The sequence below is a fragment of the Ideonella oryzae genome (assembly GCF_024055665.1).
Classification (GTDB): Bacteria; Pseudomonadota; Gammaproteobacteria; order Burkholderiales; family Burkholderiaceae_C; genus Ideonella; species Ideonella oryzae.
On record NZ_JAMXMC010000014.1, the window covers coordinates 19236 to 39552 of the forward strand.

The 20317-nt window shown below is 65.7% G+C and carries 18 protein-coding genes; 17 read left to right on the forward strand and 1 reads right to left on the reverse strand.

Annotation, left to right across the window (positions count from 1 at the left end; genetic code table 11):
* Window positions 1-5: 5 nt before the first annotated feature.
* Window positions 6-959: a glycosyltransferase family 2 protein gene (locus M0L44_RS19550; RefSeq protein WP_252771865.1), complete on the reverse strand. Its 954-nt coding sequence runs from the start codon at window positions 957-959 to the stop codon at window positions 6-8.
* A gap of 704 nt (window positions 960-1663) precedes the next feature.
* Between M0L44_RS19550 and M0L44_RS19555 the strand changes: the two genes are divergently transcribed.
* From M0L44_RS19555 to atpB, 17 genes are all read left to right on the forward strand, one after another.
* Window positions 1664-2848 carry a WecB/TagA/CpsF family glycosyltransferase gene (locus tag M0L44_RS19555; protein WP_252771866.1) on the forward strand — a complete coding sequence of 395 codons (1185 nt, stop codon included), beginning with the start codon at window positions 1664-1666 and terminating at the stop codon, window positions 2846-2848.
* Entirely contained in the window at window positions 2848-4248 is a 1401-nt protein-coding gene (locus M0L44_RS19560; RefSeq protein WP_252771867.1) for a GumC family protein, read from the forward strand. The genes M0L44_RS19555 and M0L44_RS19560 overlap by 1 nt, the downstream gene beginning before the upstream one ends.
* 2 nt (window positions 4249-4250) lie before the next feature.
* Window positions 4251-5156, forward strand: coding sequence for a polysaccharide biosynthesis tyrosine autokinase (locus M0L44_RS19565; protein ID WP_252771868.1), 906 nt, complete (start codon window positions 4251-4253; stop codon window positions 5154-5156).
* A 46-nt stretch (window positions 5157-5202) separates the two neighbouring features.
* Complete coding sequence (locus tag M0L44_RS19570; RefSeq protein WP_252771869.1) at window positions 5203-6732, forward strand: O-antigen ligase family protein; 1530 nt, start codon at window positions 5203-5205, stop codon at window positions 6730-6732.
* Window positions 6733-6801: 69 nt separating this feature from the next.
* Window positions 6802-7680 (forward strand): hypothetical protein, encoded by an 879-nt coding sequence (locus M0L44_RS19575; RefSeq protein ID WP_252771870.1) that lies wholly within the window; start codon window positions 6802-6804, stop codon window positions 7678-7680.
* A 36-nt stretch (window positions 7681-7716) separates the two neighbouring features.
* Window positions 7717-9087, forward strand: a complete 1371-nt coding sequence (locus tag M0L44_RS19580; protein WP_252771871.1) for an oligosaccharide flippase family protein — start codon at window positions 7717-7719, stop codon at window positions 9085-9087.
* A 5-nt stretch (window positions 9088-9092) separates the two neighbouring features.
* Window positions 9093-9848, forward strand: coding sequence for a hypothetical protein (locus M0L44_RS19585; RefSeq protein WP_252771872.1), 756 nt, complete (start codon window positions 9093-9095; stop codon window positions 9846-9848).
* A gap of 42 nt (window positions 9849-9890) precedes the next feature.
* Window positions 9891-10829: a glycosyltransferase family 2 protein gene (locus tag M0L44_RS19590; RefSeq protein ID WP_252771873.1), complete on the forward strand. Its 939-nt coding sequence runs from the start codon at window positions 9891-9893 to the stop codon at window positions 10827-10829.
* A gap of 58 nt (window positions 10830-10887) precedes the next feature.
* A complete protein-coding gene (locus tag M0L44_RS19595; RefSeq protein ID WP_252771874.1) occupies window positions 10888-11727 on the forward strand; it encodes a class I SAM-dependent methyltransferase in 840 nt (279 codons plus the stop codon).
* Between the two features lie 36 nt (window positions 11728-11763).
* Window positions 11764-12993, forward strand: coding sequence for a glycosyltransferase family 4 protein (locus M0L44_RS19600; protein ID WP_252771875.1), 1230 nt, complete (start codon window positions 11764-11766; stop codon window positions 12991-12993).
* A 125-nt stretch (window positions 12994-13118) separates the two neighbouring features.
* A complete protein-coding gene (locus tag M0L44_RS19605) occupies window positions 13119-14282 on the forward strand; it encodes a glycosyltransferase family protein (protein WP_252771876.1) in 1164 nt (387 codons plus the stop codon).
* 201 nt (window positions 14283-14483) lie between these two features.
* Window positions 14484-15332, forward strand: coding sequence for a septal ring lytic transglycosylase RlpA family protein (locus M0L44_RS19610; protein WP_252771877.1), 849 nt, complete (start codon window positions 14484-14486; stop codon window positions 15330-15332).
* A gap of 156 nt (window positions 15333-15488) precedes the next feature.
* On the forward strand, window positions 15489-16907 hold the full coding sequence (locus tag M0L44_RS19615; RefSeq protein WP_252771878.1) for a histidine kinase: 1419 nt from the start codon (window positions 15489-15491) through the stop codon (window positions 16905-16907).
* A 44-nt stretch (window positions 16908-16951) separates the two neighbouring features.
* Window positions 16952-17809 carry a LytR/AlgR family response regulator transcription factor gene (locus M0L44_RS19620; RefSeq protein WP_354004155.1) on the forward strand — a complete coding sequence of 286 codons (858 nt, stop codon included), beginning with the start codon at window positions 16952-16954 and terminating at the stop codon, window positions 17807-17809.
* A gap of 61 nt (window positions 17810-17870) precedes the next feature.
* Entirely contained in the window at window positions 17871-18779 is a 909-nt protein-coding gene (locus M0L44_RS19625; protein ID WP_252771879.1) for an SMP-30/gluconolactonase/LRE family protein, read from the forward strand.
* Between the two features lie 154 nt (window positions 18780-18933).
* The gene (locus tag M0L44_RS19630) at window positions 18934-19422 is read left to right on the forward strand and encodes an ATP synthase subunit I (protein WP_252771880.1); all 489 of its coding nucleotides are present in this window, start codon (window positions 18934-18936) and stop codon (window positions 19420-19422) included.
* Between the two features lie 20 nt (window positions 19423-19442).
* Window positions 19443-20309 carry a F0F1 ATP synthase subunit A gene (gene atpB / locus M0L44_RS19635; protein WP_252771881.1) on the forward strand — a complete coding sequence of 289 codons (867 nt, stop codon included), beginning with the start codon at window positions 19443-19445 and terminating at the stop codon, window positions 20307-20309.
* Window positions 20310-20317 lie beyond the last annotated feature (8 nt).

Genomic DNA, 20317 nt, shown 5'->3' on the forward strand with positions numbered 1-20317 from the left:
TCTTCTCATCGGGTCGGGCGGCTGCCAGCGCGTGTTTGCCACATCAGCCGGCAGATCATTCGGGCCTGTTGGGTGAAGGCGGACAAGCCCGAGATGCGGCGGCGCTTCAAGACGAACTTGAGTCCCAGGACAATCTCGGTCAGAAAACAGAGGGCTGCGTGTCGCCAGACGCCAAGCAGGCCTCCATGTTTGCGAAAGTAGAGCAGACCGCTCTCTTGCTGGAACGAGGAAATCTGCCGTCCGACCGACAGCGCTCCTTCGGTCGCAGCGCTACCGCCACCCACGTGGGTCACGCGTGCGGTGTTCAGGCATTGAACGCGCCAGCCAGCGGCGTGAACGGCCAGGCAATGGTCGACTTCTTCGTAGTAGAGGAAGTAGCGGGGATCGAACAGGCCCACCTGGTCAATCAAGGAACGGCGCACCAGGTAGTAGCAGCCCACGACCCAATCACAGTCCTGCACCGGAGGCTGCGTGGGACCTTCCGCCGGCTCCGGGGGGCGTTGTCCCAGGCGGGGCAGCAGCCCCGTGCGGAGCAGGAATGTTTCCCAGGAGGAGGGAAATCTGCGGCCCGAGAAGATGCCATGTCCTGCCTCATCGACCAGATGTGCACCCAGCACCCCGCAGCGTGGCTCGTTGGCCATGTGCTTCAGGCTTTGCCGGACGGCATCGGGATACACATAGGCGTCGGCGTTGAGCAGCAAAATGTAGGGAGCGGTGCAGATTTGCACGGCTTGATTGTTGGCGCGCCCGAACCCGACGTTGGTGGGATTGGCAATCAATTTTGCCCAGGGAAAATGATCCCTGATGTAGTTGGCGGACTCATCGCGTGACGCGTTGTCCACAATCACCAATTCAAGGGACAAGCCTTCGCAGGCCTTGCGCAAAGCTTGCACGCACCGCTCCAGCAGATGGGCGGTGTTGTAGTTGACCACGATGACCGACAGGTCTGGACTGCGCAAGGGGTTTGCGCAAAGGACCGGAGTGAGCGCACGGTCCTGGACAGGATGTCCTGATGTCACAGCATTCCTCGGGGGGTGTCGCGGAATCTCCGGATGGTTTGGCTCCGCAACTGGGATGGAGTGGATGGCAGGGCCGTCTTCAGCAGCCTGCCTGCAGGCGCTTCAAGCCCATGGATCTTCACCCCTGAGGGATGTGGCCTCCAGGACTGCACCGCCTGCATCACGGCAGGATGTCGAAAGGCCAAACAGGTCGCCCCCCGACACCCCATCCAACAGTCTGCACCCTGATCTGGCATTCACGGAACGGAGTGGATAACAACGCACAGCACCACCTCGCATCGGGCTGACACCGCATGGTCCGAATGCTTGAGAGTCTTGTCGCCGCACGGTGACTCGTCAAGCCCCCGATGAAGTACGTCAAACAGTAGACAGGCGAGGGGATACCCAAACGCAACAAGATGCGTCAGACTGAGACGCAGCGCACAAAACCGGCGCGCTGAGCCCGGTGCTCCCTGAGCGGCGGCGTGCATTCAACCGGCGTGGAAGATGTTCCAACGTCCTCAGCAGGGTGTTGTGGTGATCTCGGAGATCCTTTCCAGTTCCATTGGCAGTCTCTGGACGGAGGGTGACCTTCTCAGTCGGCATGGGGGGCGAAGCCCGTCGTCTGCCCTGTGTCTGGTGCCAGGCCTTTGCGCATGGTGGGTGTGAACGTGCTGCGCCCGTCCTCTGTTCCGGACTTCACGCGCGATGTCGTCTGCGTGCTGGGCCTTCCGTTCGATGTGATCAGCCTTGAACAGGTGGCGGCGCGGGTGCGCTCCGCACGGCTCTCCCGGACGCCCCTGCTGCTGGCCACGGCCAACCTCAACTTCATCGTGGCGGCCCGGAACAACGCCCCATTTCGGCAGGCCATCATCCACAGTCAGCTCAATCTTGCCGATGGCATGCCCATCGTGTGGGTGGCCAAGTTGCTGCGGGTTCCGCTGCCCGCGCGTGTGGCGGGCTCCTCCTTGTTCGAGCGGCTGCAGGAGTCCTCTTCCGAGGCCCCGGTGAAGGTGTTCTTTTTCGGCGCGCCGGATGGTGTGGCCGAGCAGGCCTGTCACCGTGTCAACGCGCTGCAGGGCGGGGTGTGCTGTGTCGGTTACGAATCCCCCGGATTCGGCACCGTCGAGTCGATGAGCTCCGATGACCAGATTCGGCGCATCAACGAGGCGCAGCCCGACTTTCTCGTGGTGGCCCTGGGGGCCGAGAAGGGGCTGGCCTGGATTGAGCGCAACTTTGCCGGGCTGGAGGCTCCGGTGGTCAGCCATCTGGGGGCCGTGGTGGGCATGGCCGCCGGCCACATCCACCGAGCGCCCCCGCGCTGGCAGCGGTGGGGATTGGAATGGCTTTGGCGAATCAAGGAAGAGCCTTTCCTGTGGCGTCGCTACTGGAGCGATGCCAAGGTGTTTTCTCGGCTGCTGGCGGGCAGTGTTCTGCCCCTCTGGTGGCATCAAGTGGTCGAAGGGGCTGCGGCCAGGGCCTCCGGCGTGCGCGCAACGGGGATGACGCGGGGGGGGGCTTTTCATCTCCGGCTGATTCGGGTGTCTGTGGATGAAGGGGATGGCGAGGCGCAGAGCCTGTCGTCTTTGAGGGCGCAACTGGCCAGTGCCGCGGCATCTGGGCTGCCTGTGGTTGTGGAGGCTCAGGATTTGGTTCACATTGATGGCAGAGTGTTGGGGTTGTTGATGTTGTTGTATGGCCATCTGAGGGACCGAAGCATGTCGTTCACGATCCAGGGCGTCAGTGCGTGTCTTCGCCGACAGTTTCGTTGGCACGAAGCCCTGTTCCTGTTGGACGCCGATTCGGCGGTGGCCCCCACCAGCTGGGGTCAGCCGCGGGAGGTGGCGTGATGGCGGTGTCCTTTCGCCACCATCTGGTGGTGATCTGGCAGCGGCGCTGGTGGGTGTTGATGTCGTGCCTGCTGATGGGTGTCATCGGCACGGGCATGGCGCTGTGGCAGTCCCGGGCCTATACCGCAGAAGCCCAGTTGGTGCTGGACACGCGCCAGGACCCGATGACTGGGGGCTTCATGTCCGCCCTCAACATGTCCACGCAGCTGGAGGTCATCAAATCCGACAAGGTGACCGGTCGCGCGGCCACGCTGCTGCTGGATTCAAATGATCTGCAGGTTCGTGCTGCCCTGCTGGGTCTGATGAAAGGCAAAGCGCCTTCGGTCAAGGGCTTGTCCGCCTTTTTGCAGGCTGGGCTGACCGCAGAGCCGGTGCGGGGAAGCAATGTGATCGCGCTGACCTGCATAGCACCATCGCCCGAGTTGGCCGTCGCCGCAGTGAATGCGGTGGCTCGTGCCGCCATGGACGTGTCCATCGAGATGAAGGTGGACCCCACCAAGGAGTCCGCTGTTTGGTTGCAGGGGCAGAGCAAGTCGGCGCGCGCTGCGCTGGAGGCCGCTCAGGCCAAGCTGTCCCGCTATCAGCAGGAGAAGGGCATTGTGGTCACCGATGACCGCATGAACGAGGAAAGCGCGCGACTCAGTGCCCTGGAATCGGCCCTGGTGGACGCCGAGGCCAAGGCCATCGATGCGCGGGGGCCGGGGGGGGGCACGGGGACGGAGTCGGGGCAGAGTGGGGCCGTGGCCAGTGTGCGGGCGCAGCTGTCGGCTGCGGAACTCAAGCTTCTGGATGTCTCCGAGAAACTGGGCAAGGAACATCCCCAACGGATTGCGCTGGAGGCGCAGGTCGCCAATCTGCGTCAGCGTCTGGATGCCGAGACCGCCAAGGCAGCCCGGTCAGGGTTCGCGTCCGCTCAGGCCAGCCGTGGCAAGGTGGCGCAACTCAAGGCCATGATCGATGCGCAGAAGAAGCAGGTGCTCTCGTTGCGTGCGGCCCATGACGAGATCAGCGTGCTGCAGCGGGATGTGGACACCGCGCGGGCGGCCTATGAGTCCGTCAGCCAGCGCGCGAACCAGACCACGCTGGAAAGTCAAAGCACGCTGACGAGTCTGCGGGTGCTGAATTTGTCGGATGAGGCCACGGACTCTTCCAAGAAGAGGCGGATGGTGCGTATCCTGGGCGGGTTCGCGGGGGGCTTTGCCTTGGCGGCCATTGCCGCGATTCTTCTGGAAATGCGCAATGCCAGGGTGCGCTGTCTGGAGGATTTCCAAGACATTGAGGGAATTGCCATCATTGGTGTCCTTCATCCTCCTGGCTTTCAACCGCCGCAGTTGCTCGGGCTTCCCGGTCCGACCGGCCCCGGCGGACCCCCTCGGTTGTCCATGGGGGCGACCGAATGAAAATGTCCTCGATTGAACTCGGGCCGCAGGCGCCTCCTCATCCGCCACTCGGTGCCCTGCTGGTGCAGTACGGATACATCCGGCAGGAGGACATCGACGCCATCCTTCAGTACCAGGCTGCACAGCGGATTCGCTTTGGCGAGGCCGCCATCCGGTTGGGCCTGGTCTCGGCCGAAAATGTTCGCTTTGCGCTGTCCAGGCAGTTTGAATTTGCCTATCTGCGACCCGGGCGCGAAGGCAGCCAGATCAGCTCGGAGGTGGTGTCGGCGTGCGACCCCTTCAGCGGAGCGGCAGATCAGATCCGGTCCATCCGCAGTCAGCTCATGCTGCACTGGTTCGACAAACTCCAGGGGCGCAACGCGTTGGCCGTTCTCGGCGCCGTGGAAGGCGAGGGTCGCAGCTACCTGGCCGCGAATCTGGCGGTGGCCTTCGCCCAGGCGGGGGAGAACGTCCTGCTGGTGGATGCCAATTTCCGCGCTCCTCGCCAACACACCCTCTTTGGCATCCAGAACGACATCGGCCTTTCGACCATTCTGGCGGGGCACCGGCACAGCGAAGCGATTCTCCGGGTGTCCGAACTGTCGGGGCTGTTCCTGCTGCCGGCAGGTGCACTGCCGCCCAATCCGCTGGAGCTTCTGACCCGAGCGACCTGGCAGGACTTCCTCGCCCGAGCGCGCAGCAACTTTGACATGCTGATCGTTGACACACCGTCCCTGCACTGCGGGGAGGATGCTGTGTTCGCGGCGGTCAAGACCGGTGCGGCCCTGCTGGTGGCCCGAACGGGGGTCACGCCAGTGAAGGCCCTGGCCAACGCGGCGCGGGTGCTGGCGCGGGCGCGGGTGCCTGTTGTGGGCACCATCTGGAACCATGTGGCGGACAACTCTCCAGCGCACCTCGGTGGTGACTGAGCCCATGGCCGGCGGGCATCGGGCGCGCAGCTGAGTCGGCCTGAACATGCCGGAACACCTGCGTGCGCTTGTCATCATCCTGGCGGCCAGCTTGCCCATCTGGCTCTGGGGGCGGCGGCTGTTCGCAGGGCTGGACACCTCGGCGGTCTACACCCAGCGGTTTCGGCTGTGGATTTTTTCGCTGCTGCTGGCGTTCCTGTCGCACAGCTTCTGGCTGTTCGTGATCGGACTGCTGCTGTTCCTCTGGCTCTCGCCTCGGGATCCCTACCCGTTCTCCGTCTACCTGCTTCTGCTGTTTCTGTTGCCATCGTTTCCGGTGCGCATCGATGGCTTTGGTGGGCTCAACTACCTGCTGGACATCAACCTGCCCAGGCTGCTCTCGCTGTTGCTGTTGTTGCCGTGGTGGATCCGGCAGAGGCCGGCAGCGGGGGAGCCCCGGTTCGGCAGCGGCTGGGCCGACCGTTGCCTGCTGATCTATCTGCTCCTGCAGTTCGTCTTGCAGTTGTCCGTCGACACGTTCACGAACAGTGCCCGCTTCGCGATCTACAACTTCCTGGATGTCTTCCTGCCCTATGTGGCGGCCACCCGTGCCATGGCGAAGCTGGAGCGTGCTCAGGATGCGATCCTGTCACTGCTTCTGGCGGTGATGCTGATGTCTCCTTTGGCCGTCTTTGAGTGGGCCAAGAAGTGGCTGCTGTACAACAGCCTGGTGGGCGCCATGGGCGTGGACCCCTGGGGCATGGGCGGCTACCTCATGCGAGGCGAGTCCCTTCGGGCCATGGTCACCACCGGACACGCCCTGGCACTGGGCTTTGTGATGGCCCTGGCCTTGGCCCTGTGCGCGGCTGTTCAGCCTCTGATGAATCGCCGGGATCACTGGATCCTTTGTGCCTGTGTGGGCGCCGGCCTGCTGGCGCCGGTGTCGCGGGGCCCCTGGGTGGGGGCCGCCGTCATCGTCGGTGTGCTGGTCCTGACCAGTCCGGCGTGGGGGCGCCGGCTGGCGCAGCTGGCGGGCGTGGTGCTGGGGTCGGCGTTGCTGTTGTCTGTCACGCCCTGGGGGGCCTCGGTGGTGGACCTGCTTCCCTTCATCGGCAAGGTTGATGAATTCAACGTCACCTACCGTGAACGATTGATCGATGCCTCACTCGCGGTGATCGCGAAGAATCCCTTCTTTGGCAGCTTTGACTTCCTCTCGGCCAGCGAGATGCAGGACATGATCCAGGGTGAAGGCATCGTGGACATCGTGAACAGCTATCTCCAGGTGGCGCTGGCCTATGGTGGTGTGGGTCTGGTCCTGTTCGCGGGGGTCTTCGTCTGCGCGCTTTGGGGAGCCGTGCGTGCCTGGCTGGCGCTCAGAGCGGACCCGATGATGGGGGCCATGGGGCGGAGCTTGATCGCGGCGATGATCGGTGTGATCGTGATGATCACGACCGTCAGCAGCATCAACAACATTCCCATCCTCTACTGGATGCTGTCGGGGCTGTGTGTGGGGTATGCGAGGCTGGGATATTTGCCAACCTGGCGCAGGAGCACCCCTCGGCAACACATGACTGATTCGCTCCCGATGGGGGCCTGAGGAAGTTTCTCGCGGCGGTCCAGCGGTTGGACGCTGAGAGAGCGGGTTCGTGAGCGGAGATTGGCAGACATGCCCGAGTTTGGTGTTCTGACGTTGGCGACCAACAGCGATTACCTCAAGGCCATTGGGTTGGCCTTGTCGTTGCGGGTCACCAACCCCGATGTCCCCCTGGCCATCGCCTGCAGCGCATCGGTCGCCGAGAAGGCCGGGCGCTTTTTCGACCATGTGATTCCGGAGCAAGCCGGTTTGCGCGGCTTTGTGCACAAGGTCTATCTGGATCGGTATTCGCCCTTCGAGCGCACACTGTTTCTCGATTCGGATGTGCTGGTGTTCAAGGACCTGCAACCCTTCGTTGAGCGCTGGAAGGGGCGTGCGTATTGCGCTTGCGGGGACTACCTGTCGGAAGGTGTGAGTCCCTTTGGACTGGACCGTGCCATGGTGCTGTCAAAAATTGGCAAGGATCGTCTGGTCTTCATTGACGGGGCGGGTCATGCCTATTTCGAAAAGCCGGCCTGCGTTGAAGTCTTTGAGACGGCGCGCGAGGTGACCGGGCACTACAGGGAGTTGGCGGGTGCTATTCGCTATGCCGACGAAGACGTCATGGCCATCGCGATGACGATGCTCGGTCTTTCGCCGACCCCTGATCAGGACTTCCTGGCGCGGTACCTCAGCGCAAGGCCGGGCACCATGCGCATGGATGCGACGGCCGGCGTGTGTGAGTTCATCGCCGTCACCACCGGGCGGCCCTTCGCGCCCTGCATGGTCCATTTCGCCGCGAACGAAGCTGCGGTGCCGTACACCCGGCAACTGCTTGCCTTGTTCAAGAAGTTTGGCGTGCCAACCGAGGGCCTCTGGACACAGGGTGTTCAAGACTGGTGGGCCTGGAATGTCCGGCTGCCCGTGCACCGTGTCGCAAGCTGGGCCCGCGGGCAGTTGGGGTGGGCCTGAGGCATGGGCAATGCTGTCGTGAACCCAAGCGGGCTGATGCCGGAAATCTCCGAGTCGGAGACGGCGGTGTTGCCTGCCGAGGCGACGGGGGCGCCGGAGCCCGGGCTGATCCGACGCTCCTTGACGGGGGGGGCCTGGACTCTCTTCGCCTATGGTGGCGCGCAGGTGCTCCGGCTGGTCAGCAACCTGGTGCTGACGCGCCTGCTGGCGCCAGAGTATTTTGGACAGATGGCCCTGGTGAATGTGTTCCTCATCGGCGTGAACATGTTCTCCGACCTGGGGCTGGGTCCCAGCGTGGTTCAGAGCGAGCGCGGCGGGGAGCGCCGCTTCCTGAACACCGCCTGGACCCTCCAGGGCATGCGCGGCGCACTCATCTGGCTTCTCTGCATTGCCGGCGCCTGGCCCTTCGCGCACTTCTACCGCGATCCCATGCTGGTCCCGCTGGTCATCGTCACCGGTTTGACGGCCGTGATCTCCGGGTTGAACTCCACCAAGCTGCTGACCGCCTTCCGGGAGATTTCCATCGGCCGGGTGACCCTGATCGAGCTGGGCAGTCAGATCCTCACGGTGGCGGCCACGGTGGCCTTTGCCAGTGTGTATTCCAGCGTGTGGGCCCTGGTCAATGCCGCCTTGTTCGGGGCCATTCTCAAGATGTTGGCCAGTCACTACCTGATTCCGGGCCCCAACGACCGATGGGCTTGGGATGCCGCGGCCGTGCATGAGCTCATCGGCTTCGGCAAGTGGATCTTCCTCAGCACCGTGCTGAGTTTTGCCACGAACAGTGCAGCCAGCCTGATCCTGGGTCGCTTTGTCAGCATGACCGAGGTGGGGGTCTTTTCCATCGCGGTCACCCTGGCCAGCGTGGTGGGACAGGCGTATGAGCAGATCGGCTCCAAGGTGCTGTTCCCGCTCTATGCCAAGCTCAAGACTGAGGCCTTGCCCCAGTTGCGGACGAGGGTGGCCAAGATCCGCTTGAGCATGATGGCCTTGTTCGTTCCGCCGCTGTGGGTGCTGTCGGTGTTCGGTCAGCAGGTGGTCAATCTGCTGCTCGATCACCGCTACCACGATGGCGGGTGGATCCTGCGCCTGTTTGCCAGCTGTGCCATACCCTCGATCGTGACGGGCATCGGTCCCTTCTATCTGGCGCTGGGCAACTCCAGGTTGATGATGCTGAACTCCGCCATCCGCCTGGTGCTGTACGTCGCCAGTGCGTTCACCGGGCTGTGGTGGGGCGGGACGCATGGCCTGATCGTAGGCATCGCCGCCCACAGCTTGGGCATGTACGTGGTGGATGCCACGATCCAGTGGCGTTACCGGATCTGGATTCCAGCGCTGGATGCGCTGGGGCTGGGGGTGTCGGCGGCCGTGGTGCTCATGGGGACCCGGTGGCAAGGGGCCTTCTGGTGAGCGCGATGCCGCAGGTCACCTCCCGCCACGTGTTGCTGTTGACGGCCACGGTGAGCCCGGCCGAGGGGCAACCCACCTTGGCCCTGCGCGACCCCGCCGAGCGTTTGGCCGAGTATGAGAGCGCGCTGGCCTTCTACCAGGGATTGCTGGTTCAAGGGGTGCTGCGGGCCATCGTCTTCGGTGAGAACTCCGGCTACGAGCTGACTCGGCTGGCCGCCAAGTTCCCCCATCCGGGCATTGAGTGGGTGGCCCTGGCGCCGCAGCAGCAGGCGCTGCGTTTCCACCGGGGCTATGCGGAGTTCCAGCTGATCGATGCGCTGTTTGCACGATCCCGTGTCTTGTCCTCGCTGGGGGACGATGCCCTGGTCTGGAAGGTGTCCGGGCGCTATGTGGTGGCCAATCTCGCCGCGCTGACACGTTCGGCACCGCGGCATGTGGACTTCTACGTGATGGCCGATCACCAATGGGTCGAGATGAGCGTGATGGCCTGGAGTGCCAAAGGATACCGGGCCATCGTCCGGGGCCTGTACACGCAGTTTGCGTCTCAAGAGCCGCCCGAGTTGATCCTGCGTCGACATCTCGGTGAGCCCGTGAGGACCGATGTCAAATGCGTGCTGTCCTTCCGCTGGCCCGTTCGCCTGTTTGGGCGCCGTGGGACCGATGGCAGCCCGTATGAGGGCCGTCGCACACGCTATCGGTTTGCGCTGCTGGCCGGGTGGAAGTCGCTGTGCCTGCCATGGCGGCGGTGGCGGGATGTCTGAAATGCCATGGAGGTGGCCATGAATTCGAGGGTCTCCGAGCCGGTGAGCGCACTGGACTCCGGCCGGGAGTTGCTTCAGACCGGCGCGCGCTACGTGCTGATCTCGCCCTGCCGCAATGAGGCGGACTACATGCGACGGACGCTGGACAGCGTGATCGCGCAATCCTGTCCGCCTGCCTGCTGGGTGATCGTCGATGACGGCTCCACAGATGCCACGCCGGCGATCCTGGCGGAGTACGCACAGCGGCATGACTGGATCCGGATCGTGACCCGTCCGGACCGCGGACGTCGTTCGGTGGGCCCCGGTGTGATCGATGCCTTCTACGCGGGCTTCGACACCATCGACCCGAATGCGTTCGACTTCCTGTGCAAGCTGGACCTCGATCTCTCGCTGCCGCTGCGCTACTTCGAGCGACTGATGGAGAAGATGCAGGCGGACCCGAGCATCGCCACCTGCAGCGGCAAGGCCTATCTGGAGGAGGACGGGCGGCTGGTCAACGAGCGCCATGGTGACGACACCTCGCTGGGCATGACCAAGTTCTACAGGACCCGCTGCTTCCTGGCCATCGGCGGCTTTGTCCGCGAGGTGATGTGGGACGGCATCGACTGCCATCGCTGTCGCATGCTCGGCTGGAAGGCCTGCAGCTGGGATGAGCCCGACCTGCGTTTCATCCACCTCCGGCCGATGGGATCCAGCCAGAGCGGCATCCTGACCGGACGGATGCGCCATGGCTTTGGTCAGTACTTCATGGGGACAGGGCTTCTTTTCATGGCGGCCAGTGCCGCTGGACGCATCAACCAGAAGCCCTACCTGGTCGGCAGCCTGGCCATGCTGTGGGGTTGGCTGCGCAGCGCCTTGCTGCGCCTGCCGCGCTACGAGGATCCGCAGTTCCGGGCGTATCTGCGGCGCTATCAGTGGCTCGCGCTGTGGCATGGCAAGCAACGCGCGGCGGAGTTGATGGCGTCGGGAGTGCGCAGTTGAATCCATCCGAATGGCGGCGCAGTGTGTCGCGTGAAATGAAGCAGCAAGGACGGCATCGATGAGACTTCCCAATCTCAGTTTCCTGGCGCGGGTGGGGCAGGTGCGGGCGATCCAATCCCGCTACGAGACCCCGGAGAACCGCAACCCGGATCACATGGCGGTTCGCCTGCTGCCGGGCGGGAAACGCCTGGAATGCGCGGTGCGGGGCCGCTGGTTCCTGAATCGCTTGAGGGCCGAGCCCTTCTACGCCTACCTGCTGGCGCGCACCCGCTACTACGACCAGGTTTTTCTGGACGCTGTGGACCGCGGCGTCGATCACATCCTGAATCTGGGTTGTGGTGGTGACACCCGGGCCTACCGCTTCGAGGCCCTGTTGACGGCGCGTGGTGTCGGGGTGGTGGAGCTCGACCAGCCTGCGGCGATTGCCAGCAAGCAGGCGCTGGCCAGGGCGCGCCTGGGGGGCGGCGCTCACGTGACCTATCTGCCGCTGGATCTCAACGCACCCGTCAGCCCCGAGCTGAGCGCCTGGATGGACGCCCATGCCGGGGGGCGCTGGCTGGTGATGCTCGAAGGGGTCAGTCCCTACGTCGAGAAGACCCGATTCGAGGCCTTTCTGCAAGACCTGGCGCGACGCCTGGGCCCAGAGGGTGTGTTGGCCTACGACTTCAAGCGGCCCGAGGTGGTCCAGGATTTCGGTCGCAGTGAGCGGACTGTCGAGCCGTTTCGCCTGCCAGCAGACCGGGCGCAGGTGGCGGACTTCCATGCCCGGCTCGGCTATCGCACGCTGCATTTCGAGACCAGTGCGGCGCTGTGCTTTCGCCTGGCGGGGCCACTGCTGGCCGATGGCTGCCCCATCTTCGATGAAGACAGCCTGATCCAACTCTCGCCCAGCTCCTGAAGGGGGCAAAGTCTGCCAGCCCGCCCAGAGCCACCCATGCGCATCGCCTATTTCGTCAACCAGTATCCCAAGGTGAGCCACACCTTCATCCGAAGGGAGATCCAGGCGCTGGAAGCCCTGGGCCTCTCGGTGGAGCGCATTGCCTTGCGGTCACCGGTGGAGGAACTGGTCGACCCGCAGGACCTGGTGGAACTGGGCCGCACGCGGCTGCTGCTGGATGCCCCCATGCGAGAGTTCCTGTGGGCCATGCTGACGGCGCTGCCCCGTTGGCCCGCGGCGTGGCGGCTGATGGCACGGCTGGCCTGGCGCAACCGCATCCCGGTGGCCAAGCTGGGCATTGCCTTTGCTGAGGCCTGCCTGCTCAAGGCCTGGCTCCAGCACGGCGCGGTCAGCCATGTGCATGTGCACTTCGGGACCAACTCGGCCCTGGTCATGCTGCTGTGCCGGTCCCTGGGGGGCCCGGGCTACAGCATGACGGTGCACGGGCCGGAGGAATTCGATGCTCCCCATGCCCTGGCGCTGACGGAAAAAGCCAAGAGCGCGCGGTTCGTCGTGGCCATTTCCTCGTTTGGCCGGAGCCAGTTGATGCGCTGGCTCGATCCCGCCGACTGGCCCAAGGTGCAGGTCGTGCATTGCGGGCTGGACAGCACCTACTGGGCCCGCGCCAAGGTACCCGTCCCCGCGGGGGAGCCGGCTCAATTGGTCTGCGTCGGGCGGCTCAGCCCGGAGAAGGGGCAGATCCTGCTGCTGCAGGCGCTGCGAAAGGCGCTGGACCAGGGCGCCGATCTTCGGGTGGTGCTCGCGGGTGATGGCCCAATGCGACCGCAATTGGAGTCGGACATCCGTGCACTGAACCTGGCCGATCATGTCTGCATCACGGGCTGGATCGGCAACACCGAAGTTCAGGACCTGTTGCTGGCATCACGTGCACTGGTGTCCGCGAGCTTCGCCGAAGGCCTGCCGGTGGTGATGATGGAAGCCCTGGCCCTGCGGCGGCCTGTTCTGGGAACCTGTGTGGCAGGCATCCCCGAACTGGTGGAGCCGGGGCGCAGTGGCTGGCTGGTGCCGGCCGGGGATGTCGAGGCCCTGGCGCAGGCCATGCTGGCTGTGGCGCGGATGCCTGTGCCTGAGCTGGACGCCTGGGGCGAACATGGGTTCGCCCGGGCGCGGCAGCAGCACGCGGCCGAGACCGAAGCCGCCAAGCTGGCCCAGCTGTTGAAGGCCTGTGTTCCCCCCCTCGAGCGCTCGACGGAGACCCTGCCATGAACCTCTCTGCCGGACAGCCGCAGGCCGGGCCTCCGACCCTGGCGCCGCCGGTGTTGCCGGGGCCTTGGCGGCAACGCTGGCGCAAGCTGGTCAGGGCCTGGCGCAGCCATCCGGGGACCTGGCCCTTGCGTCTGGTCTGGGCCCATGCGATGCGCTGGCTTGCGGGAACGCCCAGACCGGTCCGGGTGCTGCTGTGCAGTGACGAGCGCTTCTACACCAGTGAGCAGCAATGGGCCCCTGTCTGGCGGTGGGCGGGGGGGCTGGCGCGGCGCTGCGGCGTGGTGCTTTGCCACCGGCGGATCGAGCCCGGCCGGCCGGACGCGGTCAAGCACTGGGGGCAGTTTGATCTGATCGGCTTGAAGCTGGGGTTCACCACGCCACAGGCGGAGGCCGTGGCCTGGGCGCGGCAACTCCGGGGTCAGTTGGCGGGGCCGGCGGCCCGTCTGGTGTATTTCGATGGCGACGACGATCTCAACGTGCAGTGGCCCGAACTGCTCGGGGAGGTCGACCGCTATGTGAAGAAGCACGCCTTTGCCGACCGTTCCGCCTATCTGCGTTCGTACCAAGGCAAGAGCAACCTCACTGACCACCTGAGCCGGACGCAGGGACTGGTGCTCACCGAACATGCGGTGCAGGCGTCCGAACCCTTGAATGCGGACCAGCTTGGCAAGATCTCGGTGGGATGGAACATCGGGCTCGATGACAAGATCGTCGACCTGTTCCGCAGCCTTCCCGAGCCTCGCCTGGACGGGCGGTCGGTGGACATCGCCTCGCGTGCCTACGTGCCGCCCACGCTGTGGACACATGGCTTGCGTGCGCCGGTGGTCGAACAGCTTGAGCGGATGAGCGCCCGATTCCGGGTGATGGCCCCCCGCGACCGGGTGGGTCAGGCCCAGTACTACCGTGAGCTGCTCGATGCCAAGCTGTGCGTCAGCCCCTTCGGCTTCGGCGAGATCTGCTGGCGGGACTTCGAGGCCATCCTGTGTGGCTGCGTGCTGGTCAAGCCGGACATGGGGCATGTCCGGACGCAGCCGGATCTCTTCATCCCGGGGGAAACCTACTTGCCCGTGCGCTGGGACTATGCCGACCTGGCCGAGCAATGCGAGCAACTGCTGGCGGACGATGCGCGTCGCCAGGCCATGGCACGTCGCGCCCGGAGCGTGCTGGCTCAGGCGCTGGGCGAGGACTGGTTCCTGTCCCGGTTCACCGAACTGCTGCCGTCCCTCCCGCAAGGCAAGCTGGATCGGCGGGACGCCGAGATCTCCCGGAAAGGCGATCCGACACCGTAACATCGGCCCATGGCGAGTCGGGTCGATGGGGCAACCGCGTGTTGTCTGACAGGCAATCGAGGCCCGCATCCGGCGGGTGCGGACGACCGACGTTCGTGGGTGCCAGTGGCGCATCTGGGGCTGGCGGTGACGCTTCTGGTCCTGGCCGGTTGCACCTCCACGCCGCGTCGGGATGGTCCACCCGCGGGCGGAGGGAGCTCGGTGTCCGGGGCGTCCGACGCGGTGCCGCGGGTCGAGCCGATCCGGGTGGGCGGCCCCAACAAGCCCTACACCGTCCTCGGACGCAACTACACCCCGATGACGGCCGACCTTCCGCTCTATGAGGAGGGGCTGGCCTCCTGGTATGGCACCAAGTTCCACGGCGCCCGCACGGCCAGTGGCGAGGCTTACGACATGAATGCGATGACGGCGGCCCACCGCACCATGCCGCTGCCCAGCTACGCCCGGGTGCGCAACCCGGCCAATGGGCGGGAGGTGATCGTGCGGGTCAACGACCGGGGGCCTTTCGTCGATGGGCGGGTGATCGACCTGTCCTATGCTGCGGCGGTGAAGCTGGGGGTGCAGAACGGGGTGGCCCCGGTGGAGGTGCGGCGCCTCACCTTCGATGAGATCCGCGCCGGGACCTGGTTCACAGGCGGCACGGCCCTGGCGGCCGTGGCACCTGCGCCCGCGGTGGCGGCGCCCATCCCGGTCGTCGCACCGGCCCCCACGTTGCCCTCGTTGCCGGTGCCAGCACCGAACCCCGCCAGCGCGCCGTTGGCGGACGCCACGCCCGCGGCGTCGAATGCCTCCGCCTCCGAGCCCGCCGTGCGGGCCGCCGGCTTCTGGGTCCAGCTCGGGGCCTTCGGCCGCAGCGACGGGGCTGACAGCTTCCGCCAGAAGGTGGCGGCTGAGCTGGCCTGGCTCTCTCCCCAACTGGCGGTCTTTGCCGAGAACGGTGTGCATCGCCTGCAGGCCGGGCCTTATGCCTCTCGCCAGCAGGCCAGCGAAGCTGCGCAGCGGGTGCGCGAGGCGCTGCAGCTTGTGCCGGTGATCATCGAGCGGCGTTGAGCGCCTGCTGTCGGGTCAGGCGGTTCTGACGCCGGTCGCGGCTGGCTGCAGCCTGTCCCGCTCCACTGCGGTGCATCGCATGGCGCCACGGGGCGTCCGGGGCTTGGCTACAGTGCACCACATGGCTCTCTCGGGCCGTTCACGAGCAACCCCTCCATGACGCAGTCCATCCCACCCACCGCCTCGGCCTGGTCGCAGCGCTGGCAGCGTTTCTCCGCTGCGGCCGTGCAGGCCTTCCATGTGTATGGCACCTGGCTGGCCAGCATCAGCTGGAAGCGCTTCGTGTTGCTCTCGGTGCTGCTGCTGATCGTCGTGAACCTGCTGCAGAAGCTGCCGCCGTTCACCTGGACCATCACCGAGTCTGTGACGCCCATGGTCGGGCGGGTGAAGTTGCCGACCGTGCCCCCCGTGCCGCCGGTGACGGTGCCGGATATCCACATCGAGCTTCCGGGCTCGGTGGCCTCGGCCGCGAGCCGCGGCCCCAAGGGCATCGAGCTCTCGATCGACGAGCATGGGGTCAAGATCCTGAAGAAGGATGGTACGGAGCCCGCGGCCAGCGCGGCCTCGGCCAGCTCGGCCCCCGACGGGGCGCAGGTCGTGATCCGGGCGGGGGACAAGCGGGTGGAAGTCAAGCTCCCCCCCGGTGCCCAGCCTGACGAAGTGCGCGACGCGATCGAAGAGGCCAAGCAGCAGGTCGTCGACGCGATGCAGGAGGCCCGGGACGCCGCCCAGGAAGCTCGCGATGCCGCCCAGGAGGCGGTGGACGAACAGCAGGCCGCCACCGTGCGCACCCGCAAGGTCCACTTCGGGGACTTCTTGAGCGATCTGGCGGCGCTTTGGGTCGTGGCTTCGGCGATCATCAAGATCACCTACAAGGGCCGCATGCAGGCCGAGGTCAAGGCGGCCCAGGCGACCGAGACGGCCGAGGCCGAGTCGCTCAAGCGCCAGGTGGTGGAGGCGCGCATGGCCGCCATGCAGGCGCAGGTCGAGCCGCACTTCCTGTTCAACACCCTGGCCTCCATCGACCACCTGATCGAGACCGATCCGCCGCGGGCCAGCCAGATGCAGAAGAACCTGATCGCGCTGCTGCGGGCCAGCATGCCCTCCATGCGCGACACCGCTGACGCCGGCAGCCGCGACCTGGGTCGCGAGCTGGCGGTGGTGCGGCCCTACATCGAGATCCTGAAGGTGCGCATGGAGGAGCGGCTGGACGCGCAGGTGGACGTGCCAGACGGGCTGCTGTCGGCCGAGTTTCCGGCCATGATGATTCAGACCCTGGTCGAGAACGCCATCCGCCACGGCCTGGAGCCCAAGCCCGAGGGGGGGCAGCTGCGGGTCAAGGCCGAGATCGTGCACGGCAAGCTGCAGGTGACGGTGGCCGACACGGGCGTGGGCTTCGGCGCCGCGGCCACCTCCGGCACCGGTGTGGGCCTGGCCAACATCCGCGAGCGCCTGCAGCTGCTGCATGGCAGCAAGGCCAGCCTGACCGTGACGGCCAACCAGCCTTGCGGTACCGTCGTGACCATCACCGTGCCCTACCGCACGGTGGAGGGCGCCGGCAGCACCTCGGCCTGAACGCCCGCCGTCCAGATCCCCGCCACCCACACCCCTTGATGACCGTGAGTTCTGACGCCGATTCCTTCAGCGAGTCTTCCCGTGTACGCGCCGTGCTGGCCGATGACGAACGCCTGATGCGCGAGCAGTTGCGCGCCCGTCTGGCCGAGGTCTGGCCCGAGCTGGACATCGTGGCCGAGGCCAAGCATGGCGCCGAAGCCGTCGAACTGGTCCGGCAGCACCGGCCGGACGTGGTCTTCCTGGACATCCGCATGCCGGGCATGACGGGCGTCGATGCGGCACGCGAGATCGCCCAGATGGACGTGGGCGACGAGGGCTGGTTGCCGGAGATCGTCTTCATCACCGCCTACGACCAGTACGCGGTGGAGGCCTTTGAGCAGGGCGCGGCCGACTATGTGCTCAAGCCAGCCGAGCGCGAGCGCCTGCAGCGCACCGTCGAGCGCCTGCGCAAGCGCCTGGCCGCTCGCGCCAAGCTGGAGGCGGGTGCGCCGGTGGCCCCGGACGAGCTGCCCACGGGTGGGTCCCTGCAGCAGCTGCTGCACCGCCTGGCTGGTCCGGGGGGGGCGCCGCGACCGGCACCACTGCAGTGGATCCAGGCCACGGTGGGCCAGAGCATCCAGATGATCCCGGTGGACGAGGTGCTGTTCTTCATCAGCGACGAGAAGTACACCCGTGTCCAGACGCCGACGGTGGAGGCGCTGATCCGCAAGCCGATCAAGGAGCTGGTCGATGAGGTTGATCCGCAGAAGTTCTGGCAGATCCACCGCTCCACGCTGGTGGCGGTGCATGCGATCGCCGCGGTGACGCGGGACTTCCGGGGCCGCCAGATCATCACCGTGAAGGGCAGCCCTGAAAAGCTCGAGGTCAGCCGCAGCTACACCCACCTGTTCAAGGGCATGTGAGGGCTTGGGGTGCGTGGCCCGACAATCGGTCCGGTCCTCGCCTGCATTTGCCGCACTCGCCATGAGCACCGCCCTGTTCGATCCGCAACCGCTGCCCTTCGCGCCCTGTGAACTGGGGGAGTCGCCGTTCTGGCACCCTGAGGAGGCCTGCCTCTACTGGTGCGACATTCCGGGGCGCGAACTGCACCGCGCCGATCCGGTGCGTCTGAGCCATGACCGCTGGCACTTCGACAGCGAGCCGGCCTGCTGCATGCCGGTGCTGGGAGGGGGATTGGTGCTGGCCATGCGCGACGGGCTCTGGTGTTTCGACCCGACCCGTGGGGAGCGTACCCGCCTGGCACCGCCGCCCTACGACCCGGCCATCCAGCGCTTCAACGACGGCAAGGCCGATGCGCAGGGGCGCGTCTGGGTGGGGACCTTGCACGAGCCCAAGGACCGCCCGGCGGCGGCCCTCTACCGCTGGTCGCATGGCGAGATCGACCGGATGGCCGATGGCATCACCACCAGCAATGGCCTGGCCTGGAGCCCGGATGGGCGCACCCTGTACTGGAGCGACACCCAGGCTCACTGCATCTATGCACTGGACATGGATGCGCAGGATGGCTCGCCCACACGTCGGCGCGTGTTCCAGCAGTTTCCGCTGAAGGCACCGGATCAGGATCTGGATCTGTATGCCGGCCGCCCGGACGGCGCGGCGGTGGACTCCGAAGGCGGCTACTGGGTGGCCATGTTCGAAGGGCAGTGCCTGCTGCGGCTCACCCCGGAAGGCGCCATTGACCGCCGGGTGCCGCTGCCTGTGCGTTGTCCCACCATGCCCTGCTTTGGGGGGGCGGATCTGCGCACGCTTTACATCACCACGGCGCGTCACAAGCGGCCGGCGGCCGAGCTGGCGCGCATGCCTTGGTCGGGCTGTGTGCTGCAGATGCGGGTGGAGGTGCCTGGGTTGCCGACGAACTTTGCTGTTCTGTAAACCGCGGGCGCTGTAACTGCGCCGTAACCGCAGGAGGCCGCCAGGTCAAGCAGAAGCCTGCGGACGACCCGCGGGCATGCTGGGGCATCTAGACGATTGGGAATTGCCCCTATAATCGCCCGGCTTTGCCACCCCGGAACCTGGAAGCGACACGATGTCCGAGCGGCGTAACCTCCGCCCCGACGCGTGGGCAGATCTGGAAGATGAGGCGGACAAGCAGCCTTTCAAGGCCTTGACGCACGAAGAGGCGCAGGCCTTGATGGCCCGCGAACGGTCGGTCTCGCCGTGGCGGGTGATCGCGGTTCAGGCCGTGGTCGGCATGGTGATGGCTGGTTTGCTCTGGCTCATCACGCGACGTCAGGATTGGGCCGTGTCGGTGCTGTATGGCGCCGCCGCGGTGGTTGTGCCGGGTGCCTTGATGGCGCGCGGTGTGACCAGTCGGCTCTCCAGCCTGGCGCCGGCAGTTTCGGCTGTCAGCGTCATGTTGTGGGAGTTCGGCAAGATTGCGGTTTCGGTGGCCATGCTCGCGCTGGCCCCGAAGCTGGTGCCCGGTCTGAGTTGGCCAGCCTTGCTGGTGGCTCTGATCGTGTGCATCAAGGTGTATTGGGTCGCGCTCTTGTGGCGAGGCCGACGGAAGAGTTGAACTGAACTGAAACCCACGCCATGTCCGTAGAAGCACACGAAGCCGCCGAGCACGCGCCAACCGCTGGCGAGTACATCGTTCACCACCTGACCTTCCTTAGCAATAAAGGTTCCAACGCCCCGTTCGACATGAGCGTGGTGCACTGGGACTCGATCGTCTTCTCCATCCTGTTGGGTGTGGTCGGCTGCCTGCTGCTGTGGAAGGCTGCCCGGGTCGCCACGTCCGGCGTGCCGGGCCGCTTCCAGGCAGCGGTGGAAATCCTGGTCGAGATGGTCGAATCTCAGGCCAAGGGCATCGTCCACAACGCCCAGAGCCGCAAGCTGGTGGCTCCTCTGGCGCTGACAGTCTTCATCTGGATTTTCCTGATGAACGCGATGGACCTGTTGCCGGTTGACCTGCTGCCCTTCATCTGGCAGGCCATCCAGGGCGACCACGAAGCCAAGCTGCGCGTGGTGCCAACCGCCGACCTGTCTGTCACGATGGGCCTGTCGCTGGGCGTGCTGATCACCTGCCTGATCTACAACATCAAGATCAAGGGCCTGGGCGGCTGGGCGCACGAACTGATCGCTGCACCCTTCGGCGACCACTGGGCCCTGTATCCCTTCAATTTCGCGATGCAGATGATCGAGTTTCTGGCCAAGACCGTGTCGCACGGCATGCGGCTGTTCGGCAACATGTATGCCGGCGAACTGATCTTCCTGCTGATTGCCCTGATGGGTGGCGCCTTCGCCTCCGTGGGTCTGGGTACCGGCATCGGCTTGGCCATCGGCCAGATCATCGCCGGCTCGGCCTGGGCCATCTTCCACATCCTGATCATCACGCTGCAGGCCTTCGTGTTCATGATGCTGACGCTGGTGTACATCGGCCAGGCCCATGACTCGCACTGATCCTGTGC